This window comes from Daejeonella sp. H1SJ63, assembly GCF_029360775.1.
Taxonomy (GTDB): Bacteria; Bacteroidota; Bacteroidia; order Sphingobacteriales; family Sphingobacteriaceae; genus Daejeonella.
On the sequence record NZ_JARKMZ010000030.1, the window covers coordinates 17,207 to 34,999 of the forward strand.

The following is a 17,793-nucleotide window of genomic DNA, read 5'->3' on the forward strand; positions in this document are numbered from 1 at the left end:
CCGGGCTCTGAATTTTTACAATGGATTATCCCTGATATACTTCTCCCAGTTCCATGCTGAGCTCATCATCTCCAGAAGACCTAGTTCAGCTTTCCATGAAAGCTCGCGCTCTGCTTTGCTTACATCTCCAAATATTTGAATAATATCTCCGGGTCTTCTGGGTCCGATTGTATAATTCAATTTCTGCCCGTTAGCCTGCTCAAATGCATGTATTACCTCCATAACAGAATTACCCCGACCGGTTCCGATATTATAAACATCATATTGCAGAGGGTTTCCCTCCAGCTTTTTTATTGCAGCCACATGTGCCTTTGCCAGATCGACAACATGGATATAATCACGAATACATGTTCCATCAGGAGTATTGTAATCATCACCGAAAACAATGATGTTACCTCTTTTGCCTATTGCAGCCTGTGTAATGAAAGGTACGAGATTCTGTGGCACCCCAATCGGAAGTTCCCCAATCAATGCCGAAGCATGTGCTCCAACCGGATTAAAATATCTCAATGCAATAACCTTCAGATTCTCGTTTACAGACGCTGTTTCAGCCAGAATCTCTTCTGCTATCTGCTTGGTATTGCCATAAGGAGACTCTGCCCTTTTAACCGGAGCCAATTCATTTACAGGAAGACTGTCAGGCTCACCATAAACGGTACAACTCGATGAGAAAACAAAATTCATCCTTCGTCCCGAAACCGATTCCAGAAGGTTAATTAAGGAGTATATATTGTTCCTGTAATATTTCAAAGGCTGGCTCACCGATTCGCCAACACTCTTAAATGCAGCAAAATGTATCACTCCCTCTATTTCAGGATGTGCCTGAACAAATCCGAGAGTTTTCTTCTCATCACAAAGATCAAAATTATAAAACTCAGGCTTCCTACCTGTAATTTTCATGATCTGGTCAATGATCTGCTGACTTGAATTTGAAAGATCATCAATAATTACAGGTTCATAACCTGCATTAATTAACTCTACAACAGTATGGGACCCGATATAGCCGGTTCCTCCTGTTACTAATATTTTCCTGGCCGGCATTATTTATTGTTATAATAAGTAAAATCTTTATGCTTAATTTCTTTCTCTGGCAAGGATTTAAAATACTCACAGGTTATTTTCAAGCCTTCTGCACGATTTACCTTTGGCTCCCATCCCAGAATCGTTCTTGCTTTAGTGATATCAGGACGCCTTTGTTTAGGGTCATCGGTTGGCAAATCTTTATATACCATTTTTTGCTTTGTTCCTGTTAGCTTAATAATCTCTTCACCGAACTCTCTGATAGTAATCTCATCAGGATTTCCGATATTAACAGGTAAAGAATAATCAGAAAACAACAGCCGGTATATACCTTCTACAAGATCATCCACATAGCAGAAGGAGCGGGTTTGTGAACCATCTCCAAATACCGTAAGATCCTCTCCTCTTAATGCCTGTCCAATAAATGCAGGTAAAACACGGCCATCATTAAGACGCATTCTTGGTCCGTAAGTATTAAATATTCGGACAATCCTGGTTTCCAGTCCGTGAAAAGTATGGTAAGCCATAGTCATTGCCTCCTGAAAGCGTTTAGCTTCATCATAAACACCACGCGGGCCAACCGGGTTCACATTCCCCCAATATTCCTCAGGCTGAGGATTGACTGTAGGATCACCATAAACTTCTGAGGTTGAGGCAATCAATATTCTGGATTTCTTTGAACGAGCCAGTCCCAGTAAATTATGGATTCCGAGTGACCCAACTTTAAGAGTTTGAATAGGTATTCTCAAATAATCTATAGGACTTGCCGGTGAAGCAAAATGAAGGATATAATCAAGATCGCCCGCAACATAAACAAACTTTGAAACGTCATGATTATAGAACTCAAAATTCTCAAGAGGAAATAAATGTTCAATGTTGCGCAGATCTCCTGTAATCAGATTGTCCATGCCGATAACATGGAAACCCTCTTTAATAAAGCGGTCGCATAAATGTGAACCAAGAAATCCGGCAGCCCCGGTAATTAGTACCCTCTTCCTTGACTTCATATACTTATGGTTTTGCGACCAATACTATTATAGTAAAAACCGCAATCTATCATTTTTTGTAAATCGTATAAATTACGACCATCAAAAATTACTTTGGCCTTCATTAGTGAACTGATCTTGTCGAAATCAGGGGTTCTGAACACAGACCATTCAGTAACAATAAGCAGAGCATCAGCATCCTTCAATGCGTCATACTGATTATCTGTAAATGAAATCTTATCCCCGTACATTTTCTTGACATTATTCATCGCCTCCGGATCAAAGGCAGAAATAATGGCGCCGTCATTCAGAAGTTCATCAATAATATAAAGTGCAGGAGCTTCGCGAATATCATCTGTTTCAGGTTTAAATGCCAATCCCCAGATTGCGATTTTCTTTCCTTTAATGTCCCCGCCATAATATTTCCTCATCTTCTCCACCAGCTTTTTTCTTTGAGTATCATTAACCTCCATTACTGAATCGAGGATCTTGAACTCATAATGATTTTCCTTTGCTGATTGAGCCAGAGCCTGAACATCCTTAGGGAAGCAACTGCCTCCATAACCAACTCCCGGAAACAGGAAACGCTTTCCGATACGATCATCAGAGCCAATTCCTTTCCTTACCGCATCAACATCAGCGCCTACAAGTTCACACAAATTGGCGATTTCATTCATGAAAGTGATTTTCGTTGCCAGGAATGAGTTTGCTGCATATTTTGTCAGCTCTGAAGAGCGTGTATCCATAAAAATGATAGGATTCCCTTGTCTGACATAAGGTCCATATAATTCTGCCATGATTTTTTGAGCCCTGACACTCTGAGTCCCTACCACAACACGATCAGGTTTCATAAAATCATCAACCGCAACGCCTTCCCGCAGAAATTCAGGGTTGGAAACCACATCAACTTCTACCGGGGTCGTATCGTTAAATACTTTAATAACTTTATCTGCAGTACCAACAGGAACAGTGGATTTGGTTACTATGACCTTGTAATCTTTAATTAATTTCGCAATGTCTTTGGCTGCACCTAAAACATAACTTAAATCTGCAGCGCCATCCTCTCCGGGAGGAGTTGGAAGTGCCAGAAAAATAATCTGTGCATCTTCAATGGCAGAGGCCAGATTTGTAGTAAAATTCAATCTCCCCTGTTCAATATTTCTGTGAAAAAGTAAATCGAGACCAGGTTCATATATAGGCAGTTTAAACGCCTGCATCATTTTAACCTTCTCTTCATTGATATCCACACAGGTTACAGTATTTCCGGTTTCAGCCAGACAAGTTCCAGTGACTAAACCAACATAACCGGTACCTACAACTGCTATTCTCATTAGTATCTATATTAATATATTCGATGATGATAACGTTATCTGTTTATAATCCGGACTATCTGTTAAGAGTACTTCCTTATGAGTATTTACCTGAATAAACAGTATAAAAACTAAATCCCGGCAGATTTCAATTAAAGATGAAGTCTAAAATAAAAGATTAAACGTTAACTTCGACGAAGATAAGAATTATATTCAAAATGCTTTTTTTGTACGACCTCGGAATACGTTTATATATCCTCTTTATCCGCATTGCTTCAGTCAAAAACAAGAAAGCAAAACTGTGGATTAATGGCAGAAAAGACATTTTCGACATCATCAAAAAAAGCATAGATCCATCTTTAAAATATACCTGGTTTCACTTTGCATCATTGGGAGAATTTGAACAAGGCAGACCGGTAATTGAGCAAATGAAAAAAGAAAGGAAAGAATGTTCAATTGTTGTTACTTTCTTTTCACCCTCCGGATACGAAGTAAGAAAAAACTACCCCCTGGCAGATCATGTTTTTTATCTCCCTGCCGATACTGCTGCCAATGCCAGAACCTTTATCCGATTACTAAATCCGGAAATAGCGATATTCACGAAGTATGAATACTGGTATCATTATTTCGAAGAACTGAACAATCAAAACATCCCTCTGTACATTATTTCCGGGATTTTCAGAGAAGAACAGGCCTTTTTTAAATGGTATGGAACACTGCACAGAAGAATGCTCGGCTGGGTTTCACATTTTTTTGTGCAGAACGAAATCAGTAAAACCTTACTTGGAAATTTAGGGATTAACAATGTGACGGTAAGTGGTGACACCCGCTTCGACAGGGTTAAATATAATTCTGAGAACCCTCTAAGTCTTTCTGAAATTGAAGTATTCAGTAAAGAGAATGAAGTGTTTATTGCAGGCAGTACCTGGCCGGAAGATGAAAAATTAATTGCAGGTTTAGCTGTGCAATATCCTGACTGGAGATTTATTATTGCCCCCCATGAAGTAAATGAGAAAAGAATCGCTGAGCTGAAATTGCTGTTTCCTGAATCAGTAAATTATTCCGGGATCAAAGGTGCAGAGAATCTAAACCCGGAATTGAAAGATAGCCGGATACTGATTATTGACAGTATTGGAATACTTTCATCGGTATATCGATATGGAGTAATCGCTTACATTGGAGGAGGTTTCGGAGTAGGCATACATAATACACTTGAAGCGGCTGCATTTGGCATACCGGTAATATTTGGACCTAATTACTCGAGGTTTCAGGAAGCCGTGCAACTTATCGAAAAAGGAGGAGCATTTTCTATTGAAAGCGCTGATGAGTTAAAGCTCCTTATGAACCAGCTGAAAGAACCAGAATTCAGAAAAAATTGCGGGGTCATTGCAGGAAATTATGTACGGCAAAACACCGGAGCAAGCCGGATTTTTTTGGATCATATTTCCAGTACCTGATTTTTTTAAGCTGATTTTACCAGGCCTTCCAGAGACTCGATCCAGAGCGGATCATCATTCAGGCTTTCTACCAGCTGTACATGTTCACCGCCAAGTGCATGGAATTCTTCGGCATATTCCACACTAACTTCATGCACCGTTTCGATACAATCAGCAACAAATGCCGGGCAGAAAACTAAAAGCCGCTTAGCCCCTTTCTTTGCCTGATCTTCAAGCACCCTGCTGGTATAAGGCTGTGCCCATGGATCTTTGCCCAAACGGGATTGGAAACAAACTGTAAACTTATCCTTAGGAAGACCAAGTTTTTCTGCAATCAGATAGGCTGTATTGTAGCACTGAGCTGAATAACAGAACTTGTTATTATCATTTAATACTTTGCAGCAATCATCCACTTTCAAGCAATGTTTTCCCGAATCATCCCCTTTAACCAGCTGACGCTGAGGCAATCCATGAAAGCTAAATAAAATATGGTCGTATTCTTCAGGCTTGTACTTTGCACCGTTTTTTGCAAAAACAGCGATCATTTTTTCATCGCCATGGAATGAATTAATGAAGGATATATCGGGAATAGTTTGCCATTTACTGACAATCTGCATTACTTTCTCCATTACCGACCCTGTAGTTGCAGAGGCATACTGAGGAAATAAAGAAACGATTCTGATACTGTCTGCCTTTGCAAGTTTCAGCTTGTTCAAAGCTGATTCAATAGAAGGATTTTGATAACGCATAGCCAGTTCGACATGATATTCATCACCAAGACGTTTCTGAAGTAAGTCTCTCTGAATAATGCTGTAATGCATCAAGGGTGAACCCGTAGTATCTGACCAGATTTCTTTGTAAAGTTTTGCAGATTTTGGGCCACGAAAAGGGACAATAATACCCTTAACAAGCATTGCACGCTGCACCGGAGGAATATCAATGACTCTTCCGTCCATTAGAAATTCGTCAAGATATTTTCTTACATCAGAGGTTGAGGGACTATCAGGTGTACCCAGATTAACTAATAAAACTCCTTTTTTCTTCATATAGAATTCTGATCATCCAAAGATAGTCTTAGATCTGCTTAGTAAAAAGCAGATCTGCCTATTTGACCAATAAATAACATTTTAATTACCTGCCTGTTTCATCTTCCATAGCTTCCACCATGGAGTTCCGGGAGAATCATGATGTTCATAATGATAGCCGAAAAAATAACAGGACAAAAATGCCAGCAAATGATTTTTACCCTGAGAACGGGATTGATGCCTGTTATCATGTTCTCCATGATGCGGCAGCCAGGTACCGAAATAAAAAAGCTGCACAGTACTGAGCAATGATGGCAAAACCCAAAACAGAAGCAGGTTAATTTCATCAATCCATATTTTCAGCAAATTAAAAATCAAAGCCATCAGAAGTACCTGCCATAAGGAAAGATACTCTCTGATAAATTTAAAGTACCAGGGAAGAAACGATCCCTCATAAAAATCAGGGTCCCGCGCCGTATGTACATGTTTATGATGCTCATGATGCTTGGAATTCAGGTTTCTGAAGGGAAAAAAAGCGTAAAGCATTGTGCATAATTGCCCAACAGCATTATTTAGCTTCTTATTTGATGAAACGGTACCATGCATCGCATCATGGGCCGTTATGAACAATCCGGTATAGAGATGCATCTGAACAAGGATCAGGAAATAATGAAGTGGATTTTGAAAATTTATTTCAAGCCCCATCAGAAAGATAATACAGAAAAGCCAGGCACTGATTACAATCAGAGCAATAATCAGTCCGGTATTTGACCGTTCGGCATACATAAATCAATAAGCTTCCAGAGCCGATTTAACTTTATCCATTAGCCACATTGGGGTAGAGGTTGCTCCGCAAATTCCTATTTTGTCTCCTGCTCTAAACAGGTCTTTGTTCAATTCTTCCTCACTGCTGATAAAATGAGTGTTTGAGTTAAATTGTTTGCAAACATCATACAGCACCTTACCATTTGATGATTTCTTGCCGGATACGAATACGATATGATCGAAATTCACAACGAACTTTCTTAATTCCTCATCCCGGTTTGAAACCTGGCGGCAAATAGTATCATTAGCCTTCACTTCATACCCTCTTCTCAGCAATTCATCCTTGATCTGATAAAACTTAGCTGTACTCTTGGTAGTCTGACTGTAAAGAGTAAACTTCTGAGGCAGATCAATATTATCCAATTCTGCAATATCCTGAAATACCAAAGCATCATTATTGGTTTGCCCCTGCAAGCCAATCACTTCTGCATGTCCATGCTTACCAAAAATCAAAACCTTTTCATCATTGTCATAAGAGTTCTTGATTCTGTTCTGCAATTTTAAAACTACCGGACAAGAGGCATCAATCAGAGTGATATTGTTTTCAAGAGCAAGACGATAGGTTTCAGGAGCTTCACCATGTGCACGAATTAATACCTTCTCATTCCTAATATTCAGGAGCTCGTTATGAGAAATAATTCTCAGGCCTTTTGCCTTCAGCCGGCTCACTTCTTCATCATTGTGTACAATGTCTCCAAGGCAATACAGGTAACCATCTTCCTCCAGAATTTCTTCAGCCATGTCAATAGCATATACCACTCCAAAGCAAAAGCCGGAATCCTGATCAATAGTTACTTCGAGATTAAGTTTCATTAGCCTGTTCAAATTATTCTTTCAAAATGCACCCTGATTTGCAAAAATACTAAATAGTTTATCAGATTGCTGTAATATTCAGGATCAGGAAAAAGACGGTCTGAACAAACAAAAGCAATACTGCTACTTTATTTTCTTTTCTGAAATTCATTGTACGGAATAACATAAAAAGCAGAAATGAAAACAAATACCATCCTATGTAATTCCGGACAGGAATTATTCCTCCATTCCAGAACCAGTAGTCAAAGCGAACAGCTACCGGTTCAATAAGCAAATCAATTGCTGTTAATATCAGAGCCCCGAGTGCTGAAAAAAGCAAGCTGCTTTTTAATTTGAATTGTTCAAGAAATACTCCGGCAGAATAAACCAGTATCATCCAGTTTACGCCTATCATCAATGGTGTTGCCCAAAGTTTAACACCCAGCGCATTCCCATAGGTATATTCCCCGAAGATCAATCCGGTGTTAACGCCAATAAGCTCGACCAGAAAACCCAGACAATAAACAATAAGTGCAAATATTTTCAGATCTGCAGACCGGTCATTTACTGTAAATATCAAAATAAGTAACATCAGCAGTAAATGAAAGGGAACCAGCTTTATAAACAGCCCCTCATATTCAGGCAATAGAAAACCTGTTAGCCCCACCGCATGGAACAATACGATTAATACACTGTAAACCTGTATCCTATTCAGCTTCATAAGCGAATTATCCTGCCTTTCCAGAAAATTGTTTTTGTATAATATTTATTGACAGATATTACCGAAATTATTACCAGACATAACAACTGCAGGGGATGCAGAATAACATTCATCAAAACATTTTGTCCTGAGATTAATGATATCATCACCCTGCTTAAAATAATCAATGATAAGGCAAACAAAACCAAGTCTGTACTTAAAAAAACAGCGGCGGCAAGCGGACCGATAACAACCAGAAAGAGGTAAAAAAAGAGTCCGAAGACATTATTATTGAAGCCCGCAAAAAAGTTCTTGCTGAAACCCTTAACCGCTTCTGTAAAGCTTTTGTACATACGGCATTGAATGAAATTATTAGCAAGCAAAGCCTCTCCTTTATATCCCGAACTTTTCACAATCTTCATAATCTCAATATCTTCAACAACCTTATTCTTTACCTGTTCATGCCATTGATTTACCCGGTAGCTCTCTGCATCAAACATCATAAACTGTCCGCTTGCAGCAGAAAAGGAAGGGTTTTTTGAAATTCTGACCAGTCTGAGTGGAAGCAGATTCAAAAGTAAATAATGCATCATCGGAACAACAAGACGCTCTCCGAAGCTGAGCATAATCTGATTGGTAAACAAGCTCAGTAAATTCAGGCGATATAATTTCATCCGGTGAAGAGCATTATTTATCAGGCCATTTTTAATTATCTCATCAGCATCCAGGAAAATAAAATATTTACCTGCAGCAGCGTTAGCAAGCTGATAACATGCATAATTTTTTCCAAGCCAGCCGGCAGGAAGTACTTCTCCTTTCCGTACACTAAATCTCCTGTCTGTACTGCAAAAACTTTCACAAAGCTGCCAGGTATTATCTGATGAATTGTCATCCAGAATGATTACTTCATAATTCTGATAATCCTGAGCCCTGATTGAATGCAATAGATTTAAAATATTTTCAGCCTCATCACGTGCCGGAATTAAAATTGAAATTTTATCCTCATAATGCCCGGGCGAATTACCAAGTTTAGGATTCGACAAGAAATTAAAGAGAGTAACCGTAAATCTCAGAATGAGGAAAAAGAAAATCAGATAAATCAGTATCATTCTTAAATAATATTTGAGATCTGCTTCTGCCTTGAATATTCATAATGCTTGTTATAAGCACTTTTAATTAATTGAAGACTGGTGTATTCAGCACCCTCCCATTTCTGAAAGTAACATGTAAATACAGGTTTACGATTTTGGAAATAATCAGCAAAACTTGCAGCAAATACATACTGAAAATTCCTGTTGGAGGAATTGATCAGGTTCATTAAGCCCTTTTCAAATTTAACTTCAGCTACATGTCCGGAATAAAGTTTGCCTTGAGGAAAAATCAGAACCAGATTCTGCGGATCATTGAGCAAATTACCGGCAAACTCAAGCGATTGTATCATGCTTCTGGAATTGCTCTTAACAGAAAAGCCTCCCAGATATTTAAGAAACCAGACCGTTTTATAATTTTCCTCGGAGATCATGACATGGAATTTCTTTCTGAAATACAGTCTGTTGATCTGGAACATCAGAAAACCATCCCACCATGAAAAATGATTAGCAAGAAGCAGTATAGATCTGTCTTTCCCGAATACTACATGATTGTAATTTAAACCCTCAAAATCAGATTTAATGATCCTGTTGATATACCATGAAAAGAAAGCGTAAACAATTTTGTTTTTGCGCGGTTCCAGCATACCTAAAGATAAAATATTTTCATATTCCCAAAAATCATTTATCCGATCAGATCAGATACAATTTTGGCTGAAAGCAGAGCCAGGGGAATTCCTCCCCCGGGATGCACACTTCCACCTGCAAAATACAGACCGTCAATGCGGGAAGAAAAATTAGCATGCCTCAGAAAAGCAGAGAACCGGCTGTTAGAACTGCTTCCATACAATGAGCCCTGATATGAGAATGTTCCTGAGTCGATTGTTCTTGGATCGAGCACCGACTCATACTTTATAAATTTACTTATATCCTCTCCAAGATTTTTCGATAATTTTTCAATGATATTTTGCCTTGCCTCCTTAATCAGGGTATCCCAATCCTGACCGGTATTTGCCGGGACATTGATCATTGTAAACCAGTTTTCCCCACCCTCAGGGGCATCATCCGGCTTATATTTGGAAGTAATATTGATATATACTGTAGGATCTTTACAGACAGATCTCTCATCCCAGATCTGTCTGAACTCCTCCCGGTAATTCTCAGAAAAGAAAATATTATGCAAGCCCAGTTCAGGAAAGGATCTGCTGATTCCCCAGTAAAATATCAGTGCCGAGCTGCTTCTTTCCTGCTGAAGGATGCGTCCGGGAATTTTATAACCTTTCAGCAGCTTTTTGTACGTGTACCATACATCCATATTTGACACAATACAATCAGCTTCATAAATCTTCCCTCCCGAACTTATCCCGGTAACTTGATCAGCCTTTATTAAAATTTCGTCAACATAAGAATTGTAATGAAAAACAACACCCAGATCAGCGGCCAGCTTCACAAGAGAACTCACAATTGCATACATACCCCCAATCGGGAAATAAGCCCCAAAATACTGCTCAAAATGTGGAATAACATTTAAGGTTGCCGGTGCTTTATATGGATCAGACCCATTATAAGTAGCGTATCTGTTGAAAAACCGAATGGTTTTTGAATCCCTGAACTTACTTTCTATGGCACTGTTCATAGATCGAAAAGCATCGATCTCGGGGAAACGCATTAATGATTTTAATGTTCCGGCATTAAAGTAACTGCTAAATTTATGCAATGACCTTTCAAGGAAAACCGAATTAGTGATCTCATAAATTGTTTTACTCTTATCAAGGAAAGTTAGAACTGATTCAGAGCTGTCGGTAGTTTTGGATGCAATTTCATTTGCAAATTTTTCAGGATCTGCAAAAGCTTCAATACGTGTGCCGTCTTCATAAAAATACCGGCAAATTGTATCCAGCTTTTTGTATTTAAAATAAGCTCCCGGATTTTTTCCTGCAAGCAGAAAGAGTTCATTTACATATTGGGGCATGGTAAATAAACTTGGGCCGGTATCAAATCGATAGCCATCCTGCCTGATCTCAGAGAGTTTGCCTCCGGGACCAGATGCTGCTTCAAAAACCTGAACCTGATAGCCTTTTACAGCCAGGCGGATTGATGAAGCGATACCGGCAATACCTGCACCAATGATAATTGCTTTGGACATGCAACGAAATTACATTATTTCTCTCCTCCGCAATTGTCTCCGAACAAATATGACCAGATTATTAAAATCTGACCGTGAAACCTTTACTATTATTTCATCTTATGATCTTTCAGCAACTGATCTACTGAATATGGCCCGGAACCAACAATCCAGAAAAGGATCAGTAACATAAGTACAATTACCGATAACCATAGCTCAGAATTTAATGCCGAAAAGCCTTTCGTTAAATTAACGAAAAATACCGCTCCAAGCAGAATTGGAATTTGTACTACTGTTGCAAACCGGGTTACAAGCCCGACCGTAATCAATACCCCACCCACCAGGTGAGCAAATGCCACGGTATGAACAAGCGCCATAACCATAAGGCCGGAAAAACCAAAAGTATTGTTCTGCAATATCCAATCTTTCTGAGCTTCAGTATCAGCTATAAAAGCAAGACCTTTACTAAGAATTAAGAGTCCGAGAACAATACGAATCAGATCGAGCCACTTAGCGTGATGCACATCGCCCCAGTGCTCTATTTTTTGAACCAAGTTCATATAAACCTCCTTTTTTAACAGGCTGATTACATTCAAGTTACAAAAAAATATTGAGATTTTATGTATTTATACCATTATTTGAGCGTATTTAAAACGCTAAACATTTTCTGTCTCACAGAAGAACTGCTACCACTATAGTTATTAACGATAAAAGAAAATACCAAAGGAGTACCCGATGCGCCGGTATGATATCCGGTATAAGCCAGAACATCACTGATACTGCCGCTTTTCATTTTCATACTGTTGTAGATTGGCAGGCTCTCATAAAAACTATCAAACCATGGTTCACGCTTTACTGATTGTAAAATACGGGCCATAGCCATTGTGGTTATACGGTTGGCAGGCGATAAACCACTGCCATCATAAATATTCATCGCTGCCGGTTCAATACCTGCTTTTTGCTCCCAGAATTTTTTAACAAACTCTACAGATTTAGCTGTGCTGCTTTCTTTAGCCTGCTTCCATCCAATAGTTTTAATTAAATGTTCGCCAAAGAGATTGACACTCTTACGGTTAAACCAGTAAACGACCTTTTCAAGCGAAGGCGAAGTATGTATATCAATAATTTTTGACTGTGGAATAAATGTCTCCTTATTGGCAATCAGTGTTCTTGCTGTAACAACTCCCTTAGAAACCTGAATATCAGCCTGCTTCAGCCTGTTCATCAAATGATATGCAAGATCATAAGCAGGATCAGGTACAGAAGCTGAAATGACTTTATTCAGATCTGCCCCATAGGTTCCTCTTAAATAAACTACTGTTGAATATGGTGCCGAATATGCATAAACATTATCACCGGTTCCTGCAGCACCCGTAAGCACTTCATTCACTATTTTAAGATAATCCATCCCGGGCCGGGTACTTATCAGTTGAGCCGGTGATCCAACCCTTCCAGGTTTAAAGATGAGGTCAAACTGATTTTCACGCCAGCTAAGTGAAGATGGGCCTGCACCATAATAGTTGCCAATGTCTTGCCATGTCCATCCACCCGGCAGGGTTTCTGTCCCAAAAAGACGATCATCCGCTATAATATTTCCGGCAATTTGTTTAATACCTGAACGAATCAGCGCATCGGTCCATTTCTGCAATATCAGCTCACTTCGGCTCTGATCATACCGATCACTTCCAAGTACCGGATCACCACCTCCTGTAATGATCAGATCACCATTCAGTGTTCCGTTTGCCAGAATTGTACCCGAATAGCCCAAAGTTGTTTCCCAGGTAAAGTCCTTGCCCAGAACATAATATGCAGTGGCAGAGGTGATGGTCTTCAGGGTTGATGCACTTGCCAGACCGGTATTCCCATTTGCAGAAAATATTACCGCACCGGTTTCTGCATTCAATACCGTAAGCGAGCTGCTCGCATATTTCAAGTTCGGATCAGATTCAAAAGTGCTGTAGGCATTCTCAATCTTTTGCCTGATTGTCTGCGCAGAACTGCAGATGGAATAAAATAGTAAAAATGAGAAAAGGTAATATCGCATTGAGGGCCTCCGTCAGTGTCTTTAAAGTTTATAAAACAGGCAGGTACAGGTTTCTGGTTCTAATCCAAAAACACAAGACAAAATAAGAGAAAAAACCTGAGAAAAGAGCCTGAACAAAATGAGCAGATCAGCTCAGTTTTGTGAATACTATTAAGCTTTTACTTTAACAAACTGATCAAACTCCCCGCAGCCTTAGCTGTTCTGATCAGATTGGAAGCAGTAAATTTCATAGCTGAGGCTAAATCCTCAGGCTGATTACCAATAGCCAGAAGGACGTTAAAATACTTATTCATTTCCGGCTGATCAATCAGCGGTACTTTGCCGGCAAACCCGATTACAGGTATACCTTTCTCCTTAGCATATTTCGCTACTGCAAAGGGACCTTTGCCCTGTAATGTCTGCTCATCCAGACTGCCTTCTCCGGTTATAAGAAGGTCAGCGTTTTTAAGACTTGCAGAAAAACCGGTTAGTTTCAGAAAATGTTCGGCTCCATTCAGCAATTCGGCATCCAATAAGGCATTCAGACTTGCAGCAACGCCTCCGGCTGCACCTCCATGAACAATTTCATTCATTCTCTTTCCATTGAGCTTAAAAACACAATCAGAAAGTTTTGCCAGTGCCGCATCCAGAACAGGCACATCTTCGGGTCGGGCACCTTTCTGCGGACCAAAAACTGCTGCTGCACCATTTGATCCCAGCAAAAGATTGTCCACATCACAAAGCACCGTGATTCTGCAATCAAATATTCTCTGATCTATTTCTGAAAGATCAACAGAGTTTAAATACTTTAAATTTTCGGATAGTGCATTGATGTGTTTACCATTCACATCCAGAAATTGTACACCAAGGGCACTTAAAATCCCAATCCCACCATCAACCGTTGCTGATCCACCAAGACCAATTACAATAGATTTTACTCCTCTGTCAAGAGCATATCTGATCAATTCACCTGTACCGAAAGAAGACGCTTTTAAGGGGTTTCTTTCATCTTCACGGAGAATCCGGATACCGGAAGCATCAGCCATTTCAATCACAGCAGTTTTGCCCTGATCTATGATACCCACAGGAGCTCTGATTATTCGGCCAAGAGGATCATGAACATTGTACTCATGCCATAAACCCTGGCATTTCTCTACGATCAGGCGACCTGTACCATCTCCGCCATCAGCAATAGGAAAACATTCAGTACTGCAATTCAGTCCACTGCGGATGAGCCCTTCACGGATTGCATCTGCACTTTCCTGTGCAGTCAGACTATTCTTAAAAGCATTTGGAGCAATCAGAATATGCATTTTATTGCTCTACTTCCACTACCATCTCGATTTCAACAGCCATACCTGCAGGTAATGCGTTCATACCCACAGCAGAACGGGCGTGTTTACCTTTTTCGCCAAAAACCGCAACCATCATGTCAGAGAAAGCATTTATTACCTTAGGCTGATCCTTAAATTCAGGTACAGACTGAACCATTCCCAATACTTTAACAATTCTTTTCACCTTGCTGAGATCACCAATTTCTGCTTTAAGACTCGACAATAAAGCGATACCCGTTAAACGGGCAGCTTCCTGGCCCTGCTCCAGAGTAAGATCGGCTCCCAATGTTCCGGTAACGCGTCCACCTCCCGGCAATTCAGGTCCGTGTCCGGATGTGAACACCAGATTACCGGCACGCACAGTTTTAACATAATTAGCCATTGGTGCACTCGGTGCAGATAAGGTAATATTTAACTCTTTCAAACGCTTATCAAAGTCAATGGTTTCTGCCTTCTTTTCTTCCTGTGCAGGTTTACATGCGAACAGAGCTACAGCGATGAATGATAAAATAAAATACTTTTTCATGATGTTAATTTTAGGATTAATTTAAAGAAACAGGCTATATAAAATTAATGCTGATCAGCTAAATCACAAAGAGAAAGCAGATCAGCATTAAACATTCAGCTAAGGAAAAAATTCTTATTCTTCCACCTCAACGATCATCTCGATCTCTACAGCGATATTCCCTGGTAATGCAACCATACCCACAGCAGAACGTGCATGCTTTCCTTTTTCGCCAAATACCGCCACCATCATGTCAGAAAATGCATTCATTACTTTAGGCTGATCCTTAAATTCAGGAGTAGACTGCACCATTCCAAGAACTTTAACCACTCTTTTCACTTTACTTAAATCACCAATTTCCTTTTTAAGGCTTGATAATAAAGCGATACCGGTTAAACGGGCAGCTTCCTGACCCTGCTCAATGGTAAGGTCGCCACCAACTACTCCCTGTAAGGTTCCGCCTTCAGGTTTATCCGGACCATGACCAGAAGTGTAAACCAGATTACCAACACGTACAGTTTTCACAAAGTTGGCAGTTGGCACAGATGGTTCTACCAGTTGAATATTTAACTCCTTCAAACGTGCCTCTATGTCAACAGCAGGTGCAGCAGCAGTTTCCTGTTTTGCTGAATCTTCTTTTTTAGGACTGCAGCTAACTAAAGCGATTGACAGAAGGAATAATAAAGAGTACTTTTTCATAATTGTTTAATTTTTAAATTGTTACTTGTTTACAATATTGACTGGATTTCCATTCAGGAATGAAGATAAATTATTTTCTGCAATTCCCATCAATCTGGCTCTGGCTTCTTTCGTTGCCCAGGCAATATGAGGGGTAATCAGGCAGTTTTTTGCTTTGAACAAAGGATTGTTTTCTGAAGGCGGTTCAACCGAAAGCACATCGATTCCGGCACCGGCAATTACCCCGGCATTCAGTGCATCAGCAAGATCCTGATCAACCATCAGCGGACCTCTGGATGTATTCAGAAAGAATGCTGTTTTCTTCATCAATTTTAAGGACTCCTTATTAATCATTCCCTGAGTTTCCGGAAATAAAGGACAGTGAATACTTACCACATCAGAGTCTGTAAGCAATTCATTCAAACCTGCCCATCTGAAATTCTTGCGATGCGACTGATCGCTCTGCCTTCTGGAGTATGCAATTACATTCATTCCGAAAGCTGCAGCAACATCAGCCACTTTTTGCCCGATCATTCCAAAGCCAATTATACCAATATTTTTATCTGCGAGCTCAACCAATGGATGATTCCAATAACAAAAATCAGGCGAAGCAGCCCATCCGCCATCAAATACCGAGTCGCTATGACTTTGAACATGCTGACATAATTCGAGAAGAAGGGCAAATGTCATCTGTACTACCGAAGCAGTTCCATATCCCGGCACATTGGCAACAAGAATTCCTTTCTTTTTAGCATAGTCAACATCAACCACATTATAACCTGTGGCCAGTACCCCTATATATTTCAGATCAGGAAGATGCTCCAAAATGTTTTCCCTGAGCGGCGTCTTATTGGTAAATACAATCTCAGCACCCCGGCAACGTTCCAGAATCTGACTTTCGGGTGTCCTGTCATGAACCTGCAGTTCACCATACTGCTTTATCCCCTCCCAGTTAAGATCTCCGGGATTTAAAGTATAACCGTCTAATACAACTAATTTCATTCTGTAAATATTTGTTCCCTTTTTAAATTCTTAAACTCTTGACCAGGCCAGGTTCAATACCCGCTTTGCATTGGCAATTACAATATCAGAATCTTCATCGCCGAAAGGTTTCACTTCAAAACTTACCACCGGAGGATTTTCTGTATTCAGGAATCCGATCTGTAAAAGAACCCTGAGGTATGCCACCACTTCATCAACATCATTTTCGCCTCCCGGAAATCCAAAACGAGGGTGAACATCCCCATAGGCCGGCATATCAGGACTCTTAACTACGCAATTACCAATATGAGCATGTACAATATAATCCTTGACCGGAAGTATCGATTCCTCTATGGTCTCATGAATCAAAGGTATATGACTGAGATCAACCATTAAACCAAAGTGATCATGTGTCTTTCTTATTTCTTTGGCATAACGCAAGGCAAGATCTGCCGGACCAATCAGACTTCTCTTGTCAACATCATAATCGAATACTTCCAGTGCAATTTTCAGATCACCTTTACTTTTTGCATAAGCACAAATCTCATTGGTTGATTTTACAAGAGCCTGAAAAGCTTCTTCCTTCCTGCTTTCATCATAGTTACCACTTAAAAATGCAAAACTGAAGGCTCCAATCTCGTATGCTTCGTCGATGCCTTCTTTAAGATTATTTAACGCTTTCTGACGCTCTTCTTCAACCAGGCTATTGATATTCATTCCTGTGGTCAGCAGTCTCGGCTGAGCACCATAGGCTACGGTCATATGAGAACTTTCAAGCATTTTTTTTACTGCAGCACGTTCCTCAGGATCTTTAACAGTAGTAATTTCAATGGCACTGAAATAATCGTCTACGGCAATTTTACGGATAGTCTCCACAACCGGGCCTTCTCCTTTAATCGTTGCCGGATATGCCATGAAGTGAACCAAACCCACTCTCATGTATTTACATAATGCTTCGTTCATAT

18 protein-coding genes are annotated in these 17,793 nt (G+C 39.9%); 1 reads left to right on the plus strand and 17 read right to left on the minus strand.

Going from position 1 to position 17,793, the window contains the following annotated elements:
* Window positions 1-15: 15 nt before the first annotated feature.
* The 3 genes from galE to P2W72_RS11190 are packed head-to-tail and all read right to left on the minus strand — an operon-like array spanning window position 16 to window position 3,337.
* Window positions 16-1,041: a UDP-glucose 4-epimerase GalE gene (gene galE / locus P2W72_RS11180; protein ID WP_276362309.1), complete on the minus strand. Its 1,026-nt coding sequence runs from the start codon at window positions 1,039-1,041 to the stop codon at window positions 16-18.
* Window positions 1,041-2,027: a UDP-glucuronic acid decarboxylase family protein gene (locus P2W72_RS11185; RefSeq protein ID WP_276362310.1), complete on the minus strand. Its 987-nt coding sequence runs from the start codon at window positions 2,025-2,027 to the stop codon at window positions 1,041-1,043. Before P2W72_RS11185 ends, galE begins: the two co-directional genes overlap by 1 nt.
* Window positions 2,024-3,337, minus strand: coding sequence for a UDP-glucose/GDP-mannose dehydrogenase family protein (locus P2W72_RS11190; RefSeq protein ID WP_276362313.1), 1,314 nt, complete (start codon window positions 3,335-3,337; stop codon window positions 2,024-2,026). The genes P2W72_RS11185 and P2W72_RS11190 overlap by 4 nt, the downstream gene beginning before the upstream one ends.
* A gap of 197 nt (window positions 3,338-3,534) precedes the next feature.
* Between P2W72_RS11190 and P2W72_RS11195 the strand changes: the two genes are divergently transcribed.
* The gene (locus P2W72_RS11195; protein ID WP_276362316.1) at window positions 3,535-4,773 is read left to right on the plus strand and encodes a glycosyltransferase N-terminal domain-containing protein; all 1,239 of its coding nucleotides are present in this window, start codon (window positions 3,535-3,537) and stop codon (window positions 4,771-4,773) included.
* Between the two features lie 5 nt (window positions 4,774-4,778).
* On the opposite strand, the gene hemH is transcribed toward P2W72_RS11195, so the two are convergent.
* The 14 genes from hemH to P2W72_RS11265 all read right to left on the minus strand — a co-directional run bounded on the left by hemH (window position 4,779) and on the right by P2W72_RS11265 (window position 17,791).
* Window positions 4,779-5,798 carry a ferrochelatase gene (hemH, locus tag P2W72_RS11200; RefSeq protein ID WP_276362318.1) on the minus strand — a complete coding sequence of 340 codons (1,020 nt, stop codon included), beginning with the start codon at window positions 5,796-5,798 and terminating at the stop codon, window positions 4,779-4,781.
* A gap of 81 nt (window positions 5,799-5,879) precedes the next feature.
* The gene (locus P2W72_RS11205) at window positions 5,880-6,563 is read right to left on the minus strand and encodes a fatty acid desaturase (RefSeq protein ID WP_276362322.1); all 684 of its coding nucleotides are present in this window, start codon (window positions 6,561-6,563) and stop codon (window positions 5,880-5,882) included.
* 3 nt (window positions 6,564-6,566) lie between these two features.
* The gene (locus P2W72_RS11210) at window positions 6,567-7,415 is read right to left on the minus strand and encodes a 4-hydroxy-3-methylbut-2-enyl diphosphate reductase (RefSeq protein ID WP_276362325.1); all 849 of its coding nucleotides are present in this window, start codon (window positions 7,413-7,415) and stop codon (window positions 6,567-6,569) included.
* A 61-nt stretch (window positions 7,416-7,476) separates the two neighbouring features.
* Window positions 7,477-8,115: a carotenoid biosynthesis protein gene (locus tag P2W72_RS11215; RefSeq protein ID WP_276362328.1), complete on the minus strand. Its 639-nt coding sequence runs from the start codon at window positions 8,113-8,115 to the stop codon at window positions 7,477-7,479.
* Window positions 8,112-9,203 carry a glycosyltransferase family 2 protein gene (locus P2W72_RS11220; RefSeq protein ID WP_276362332.1) on the minus strand — a complete coding sequence of 364 codons (1,092 nt, stop codon included), beginning with the start codon at window positions 9,201-9,203 and terminating at the stop codon, window positions 8,112-8,114. Before P2W72_RS11220 ends, P2W72_RS11215 begins: the two co-directional genes overlap by 4 nt.
* 2 nt (window positions 9,204-9,205) lie before the next feature.
* Window positions 9,206-9,829: a lysophospholipid acyltransferase family protein gene (locus P2W72_RS11225; RefSeq protein WP_276362334.1), complete on the minus strand. Its 624-nt coding sequence runs from the start codon at window positions 9,827-9,829 to the stop codon at window positions 9,206-9,208.
* A 38-nt stretch (window positions 9,830-9,867) separates the two neighbouring features.
* Window positions 9,868-11,328: a 1-hydroxycarotenoid 3,4-desaturase CrtD gene (gene crtD / locus P2W72_RS11230; protein ID WP_276362337.1), complete on the minus strand. Its 1,461-nt coding sequence runs from the start codon at window positions 11,326-11,328 to the stop codon at window positions 9,868-9,870.
* Between the two features lie 89 nt (window positions 11,329-11,417).
* Window positions 11,418-11,867, minus strand: coding sequence for a DoxX family protein (locus P2W72_RS11235; protein WP_276362340.1), 450 nt, complete (start codon window positions 11,865-11,867; stop codon window positions 11,418-11,420).
* Window positions 11,868-11,941: 74 nt separating this feature from the next.
* On the minus strand, window positions 11,942-13,351 hold the full coding sequence (gene dacB / locus P2W72_RS11240; RefSeq protein ID WP_276362342.1) for a D-alanyl-D-alanine carboxypeptidase/D-alanyl-D-alanine-endopeptidase: 1,410 nt from the start codon (window positions 13,349-13,351) through the stop codon (window positions 11,942-11,944).
* A gap of 158 nt (window positions 13,352-13,509) precedes the next feature.
* Entirely contained in the window at window positions 13,510-14,643 is a 1,134-nt protein-coding gene (locus P2W72_RS11245; RefSeq protein WP_276362344.1) for a glycerate kinase, read from the minus strand.
* A gap of 1 nt (window position 14,644) precedes the next feature.
* The gene (locus P2W72_RS11250) at window positions 14,645-15,190 is read right to left on the minus strand and encodes a RidA family protein (RefSeq protein WP_276362347.1); all 546 of its coding nucleotides are present in this window, start codon (window positions 15,188-15,190) and stop codon (window positions 14,645-14,647) included.
* A gap of 114 nt (window positions 15,191-15,304) precedes the next feature.
* Window positions 15,305-15,868 (minus strand): RidA family protein, encoded by a 564-nt coding sequence (locus tag P2W72_RS11255; RefSeq protein ID WP_276362350.1) that lies wholly within the window; start codon window positions 15,866-15,868, stop codon window positions 15,305-15,307.
* A 21-nt stretch (window positions 15,869-15,889) separates the two neighbouring features.
* Complete coding sequence (locus P2W72_RS11260) at window positions 15,890-16,849, minus strand: D-2-hydroxyacid dehydrogenase (RefSeq protein WP_276362353.1); 960 nt, start codon at window positions 16,847-16,849, stop codon at window positions 15,890-15,892.
* Window positions 16,850-16,879: 30 nt separating this feature from the next.
* Window positions 16,880-17,791 (minus strand): TIM barrel protein, encoded by a 912-nt coding sequence (locus P2W72_RS11265; protein WP_276362357.1) that lies wholly within the window; start codon window positions 17,789-17,791, stop codon window positions 16,880-16,882.
* Between the last annotated feature and the right edge of the window lie 2 nt (window positions 17,792-17,793).

What these genes read in the sequence shown, in the direction of transcription:
- galE (WP_276362309.1), bottom strand. Translation starts at nt 1,041, where the DNA reads ATGCCGGCCAGGAAAATATTAGTAACAGGAGGAACCGGCTATATCGGG.
- P2W72_RS11185 (WP_276362310.1), bottom strand. Translation starts at nt 2,027, where the DNA reads ATGAAGTCAAGGAAGAGGGTACTAATTACCGGGGCTGCCGGATTTCTT.
- P2W72_RS11190 (WP_276362313.1), bottom strand. Translation starts at nt 3,337, where the DNA reads ATGAGAATAGCAGTTGTAGGTACCGGTTATGTTGGTTTAGTCACTGGA.
- P2W72_RS11195 (WP_276362316.1), top strand. Translation starts at nt 3,535, where the DNA reads ATGCTTTTTTTGTACGACCTCGGAATACGTTTATATATCCTCTTTATC.
- hemH (WP_276362318.1), bottom strand. Translation starts at nt 5,798, where the DNA reads ATGAAGAAAAAAGGAGTTTTATTAGTTAATCTGGGTACACCTGATAGT.
- P2W72_RS11205 (WP_276362322.1), bottom strand. Translation starts at nt 6,563, where the DNA reads ATGTATGCCGAACGGTCAAATACCGGACTGATTATTGCTCTGATTGTA.
- P2W72_RS11210 (WP_276362325.1), bottom strand. Translation starts at nt 7,415, where the DNA reads ATGAAACTTAATCTCGAAGTAACTATTGATCAGGATTCCGGCTTTTGC.
- P2W72_RS11215 (WP_276362328.1), bottom strand. Translation starts at nt 8,115, where the DNA reads ATGAAGCTGAATAGGATACAGGTTTACAGTGTATTAATCGTATTGTTC.
- P2W72_RS11220 (WP_276362332.1), bottom strand. Translation starts at nt 9,203, where the DNA reads ATGATACTGATTTATCTGATTTTCTTTTTCCTCATTCTGAGATTTACG.
- P2W72_RS11225 (WP_276362334.1), bottom strand. Translation starts at nt 9,829, where the DNA reads ATGCTGGAACCGCGCAAAAACAAAATTGTTTACGCTTTCTTTTCATGG.
- crtD (WP_276362337.1), bottom strand. Translation starts at nt 11,328, where the DNA reads ATGTCCAAAGCAATTATCATTGGTGCAGGTATTGCCGGTATCGCTTCA.
- P2W72_RS11235 (WP_276362340.1), bottom strand. Translation starts at nt 11,867, where the DNA reads ATGAACTTGGTTCAAAAAATAGAGCACTGGGGCGATGTGCATCACGCT.
- dacB (WP_276362342.1), bottom strand. Translation starts at nt 13,351, where the DNA reads ATGCGATATTACCTTTTCTCATTTTTACTATTTTATTCCATCTGCAGT.
- P2W72_RS11245 (WP_276362344.1), bottom strand. Translation starts at nt 14,643, where the DNA reads ATGCATATTCTGATTGCTCCAAATGCTTTTAAGAATAGTCTGACTGCA.
- P2W72_RS11250 (WP_276362347.1), bottom strand. Translation starts at nt 15,190, where the DNA reads ATGAAAAAGTATTTTATTTTATCATTCATCGCTGTAGCTCTGTTCGCA.
- P2W72_RS11255 (WP_276362350.1), bottom strand. Translation starts at nt 15,868, where the DNA reads ATGAAAAAGTACTCTTTATTATTCCTTCTGTCAATCGCTTTAGTTAGC.
- P2W72_RS11260 (WP_276362353.1), bottom strand. Translation starts at nt 16,849, where the DNA reads ATGAAATTAGTTGTATTAGACGGTTATACTTTAAATCCCGGAGATCTT.
- P2W72_RS11265 (WP_276362357.1), bottom strand. Translation starts at nt 17,791, where the DNA reads ATGAACGAAGCATTATGTAAATACATGAGAGTGGGTTTGGTTCACTTC.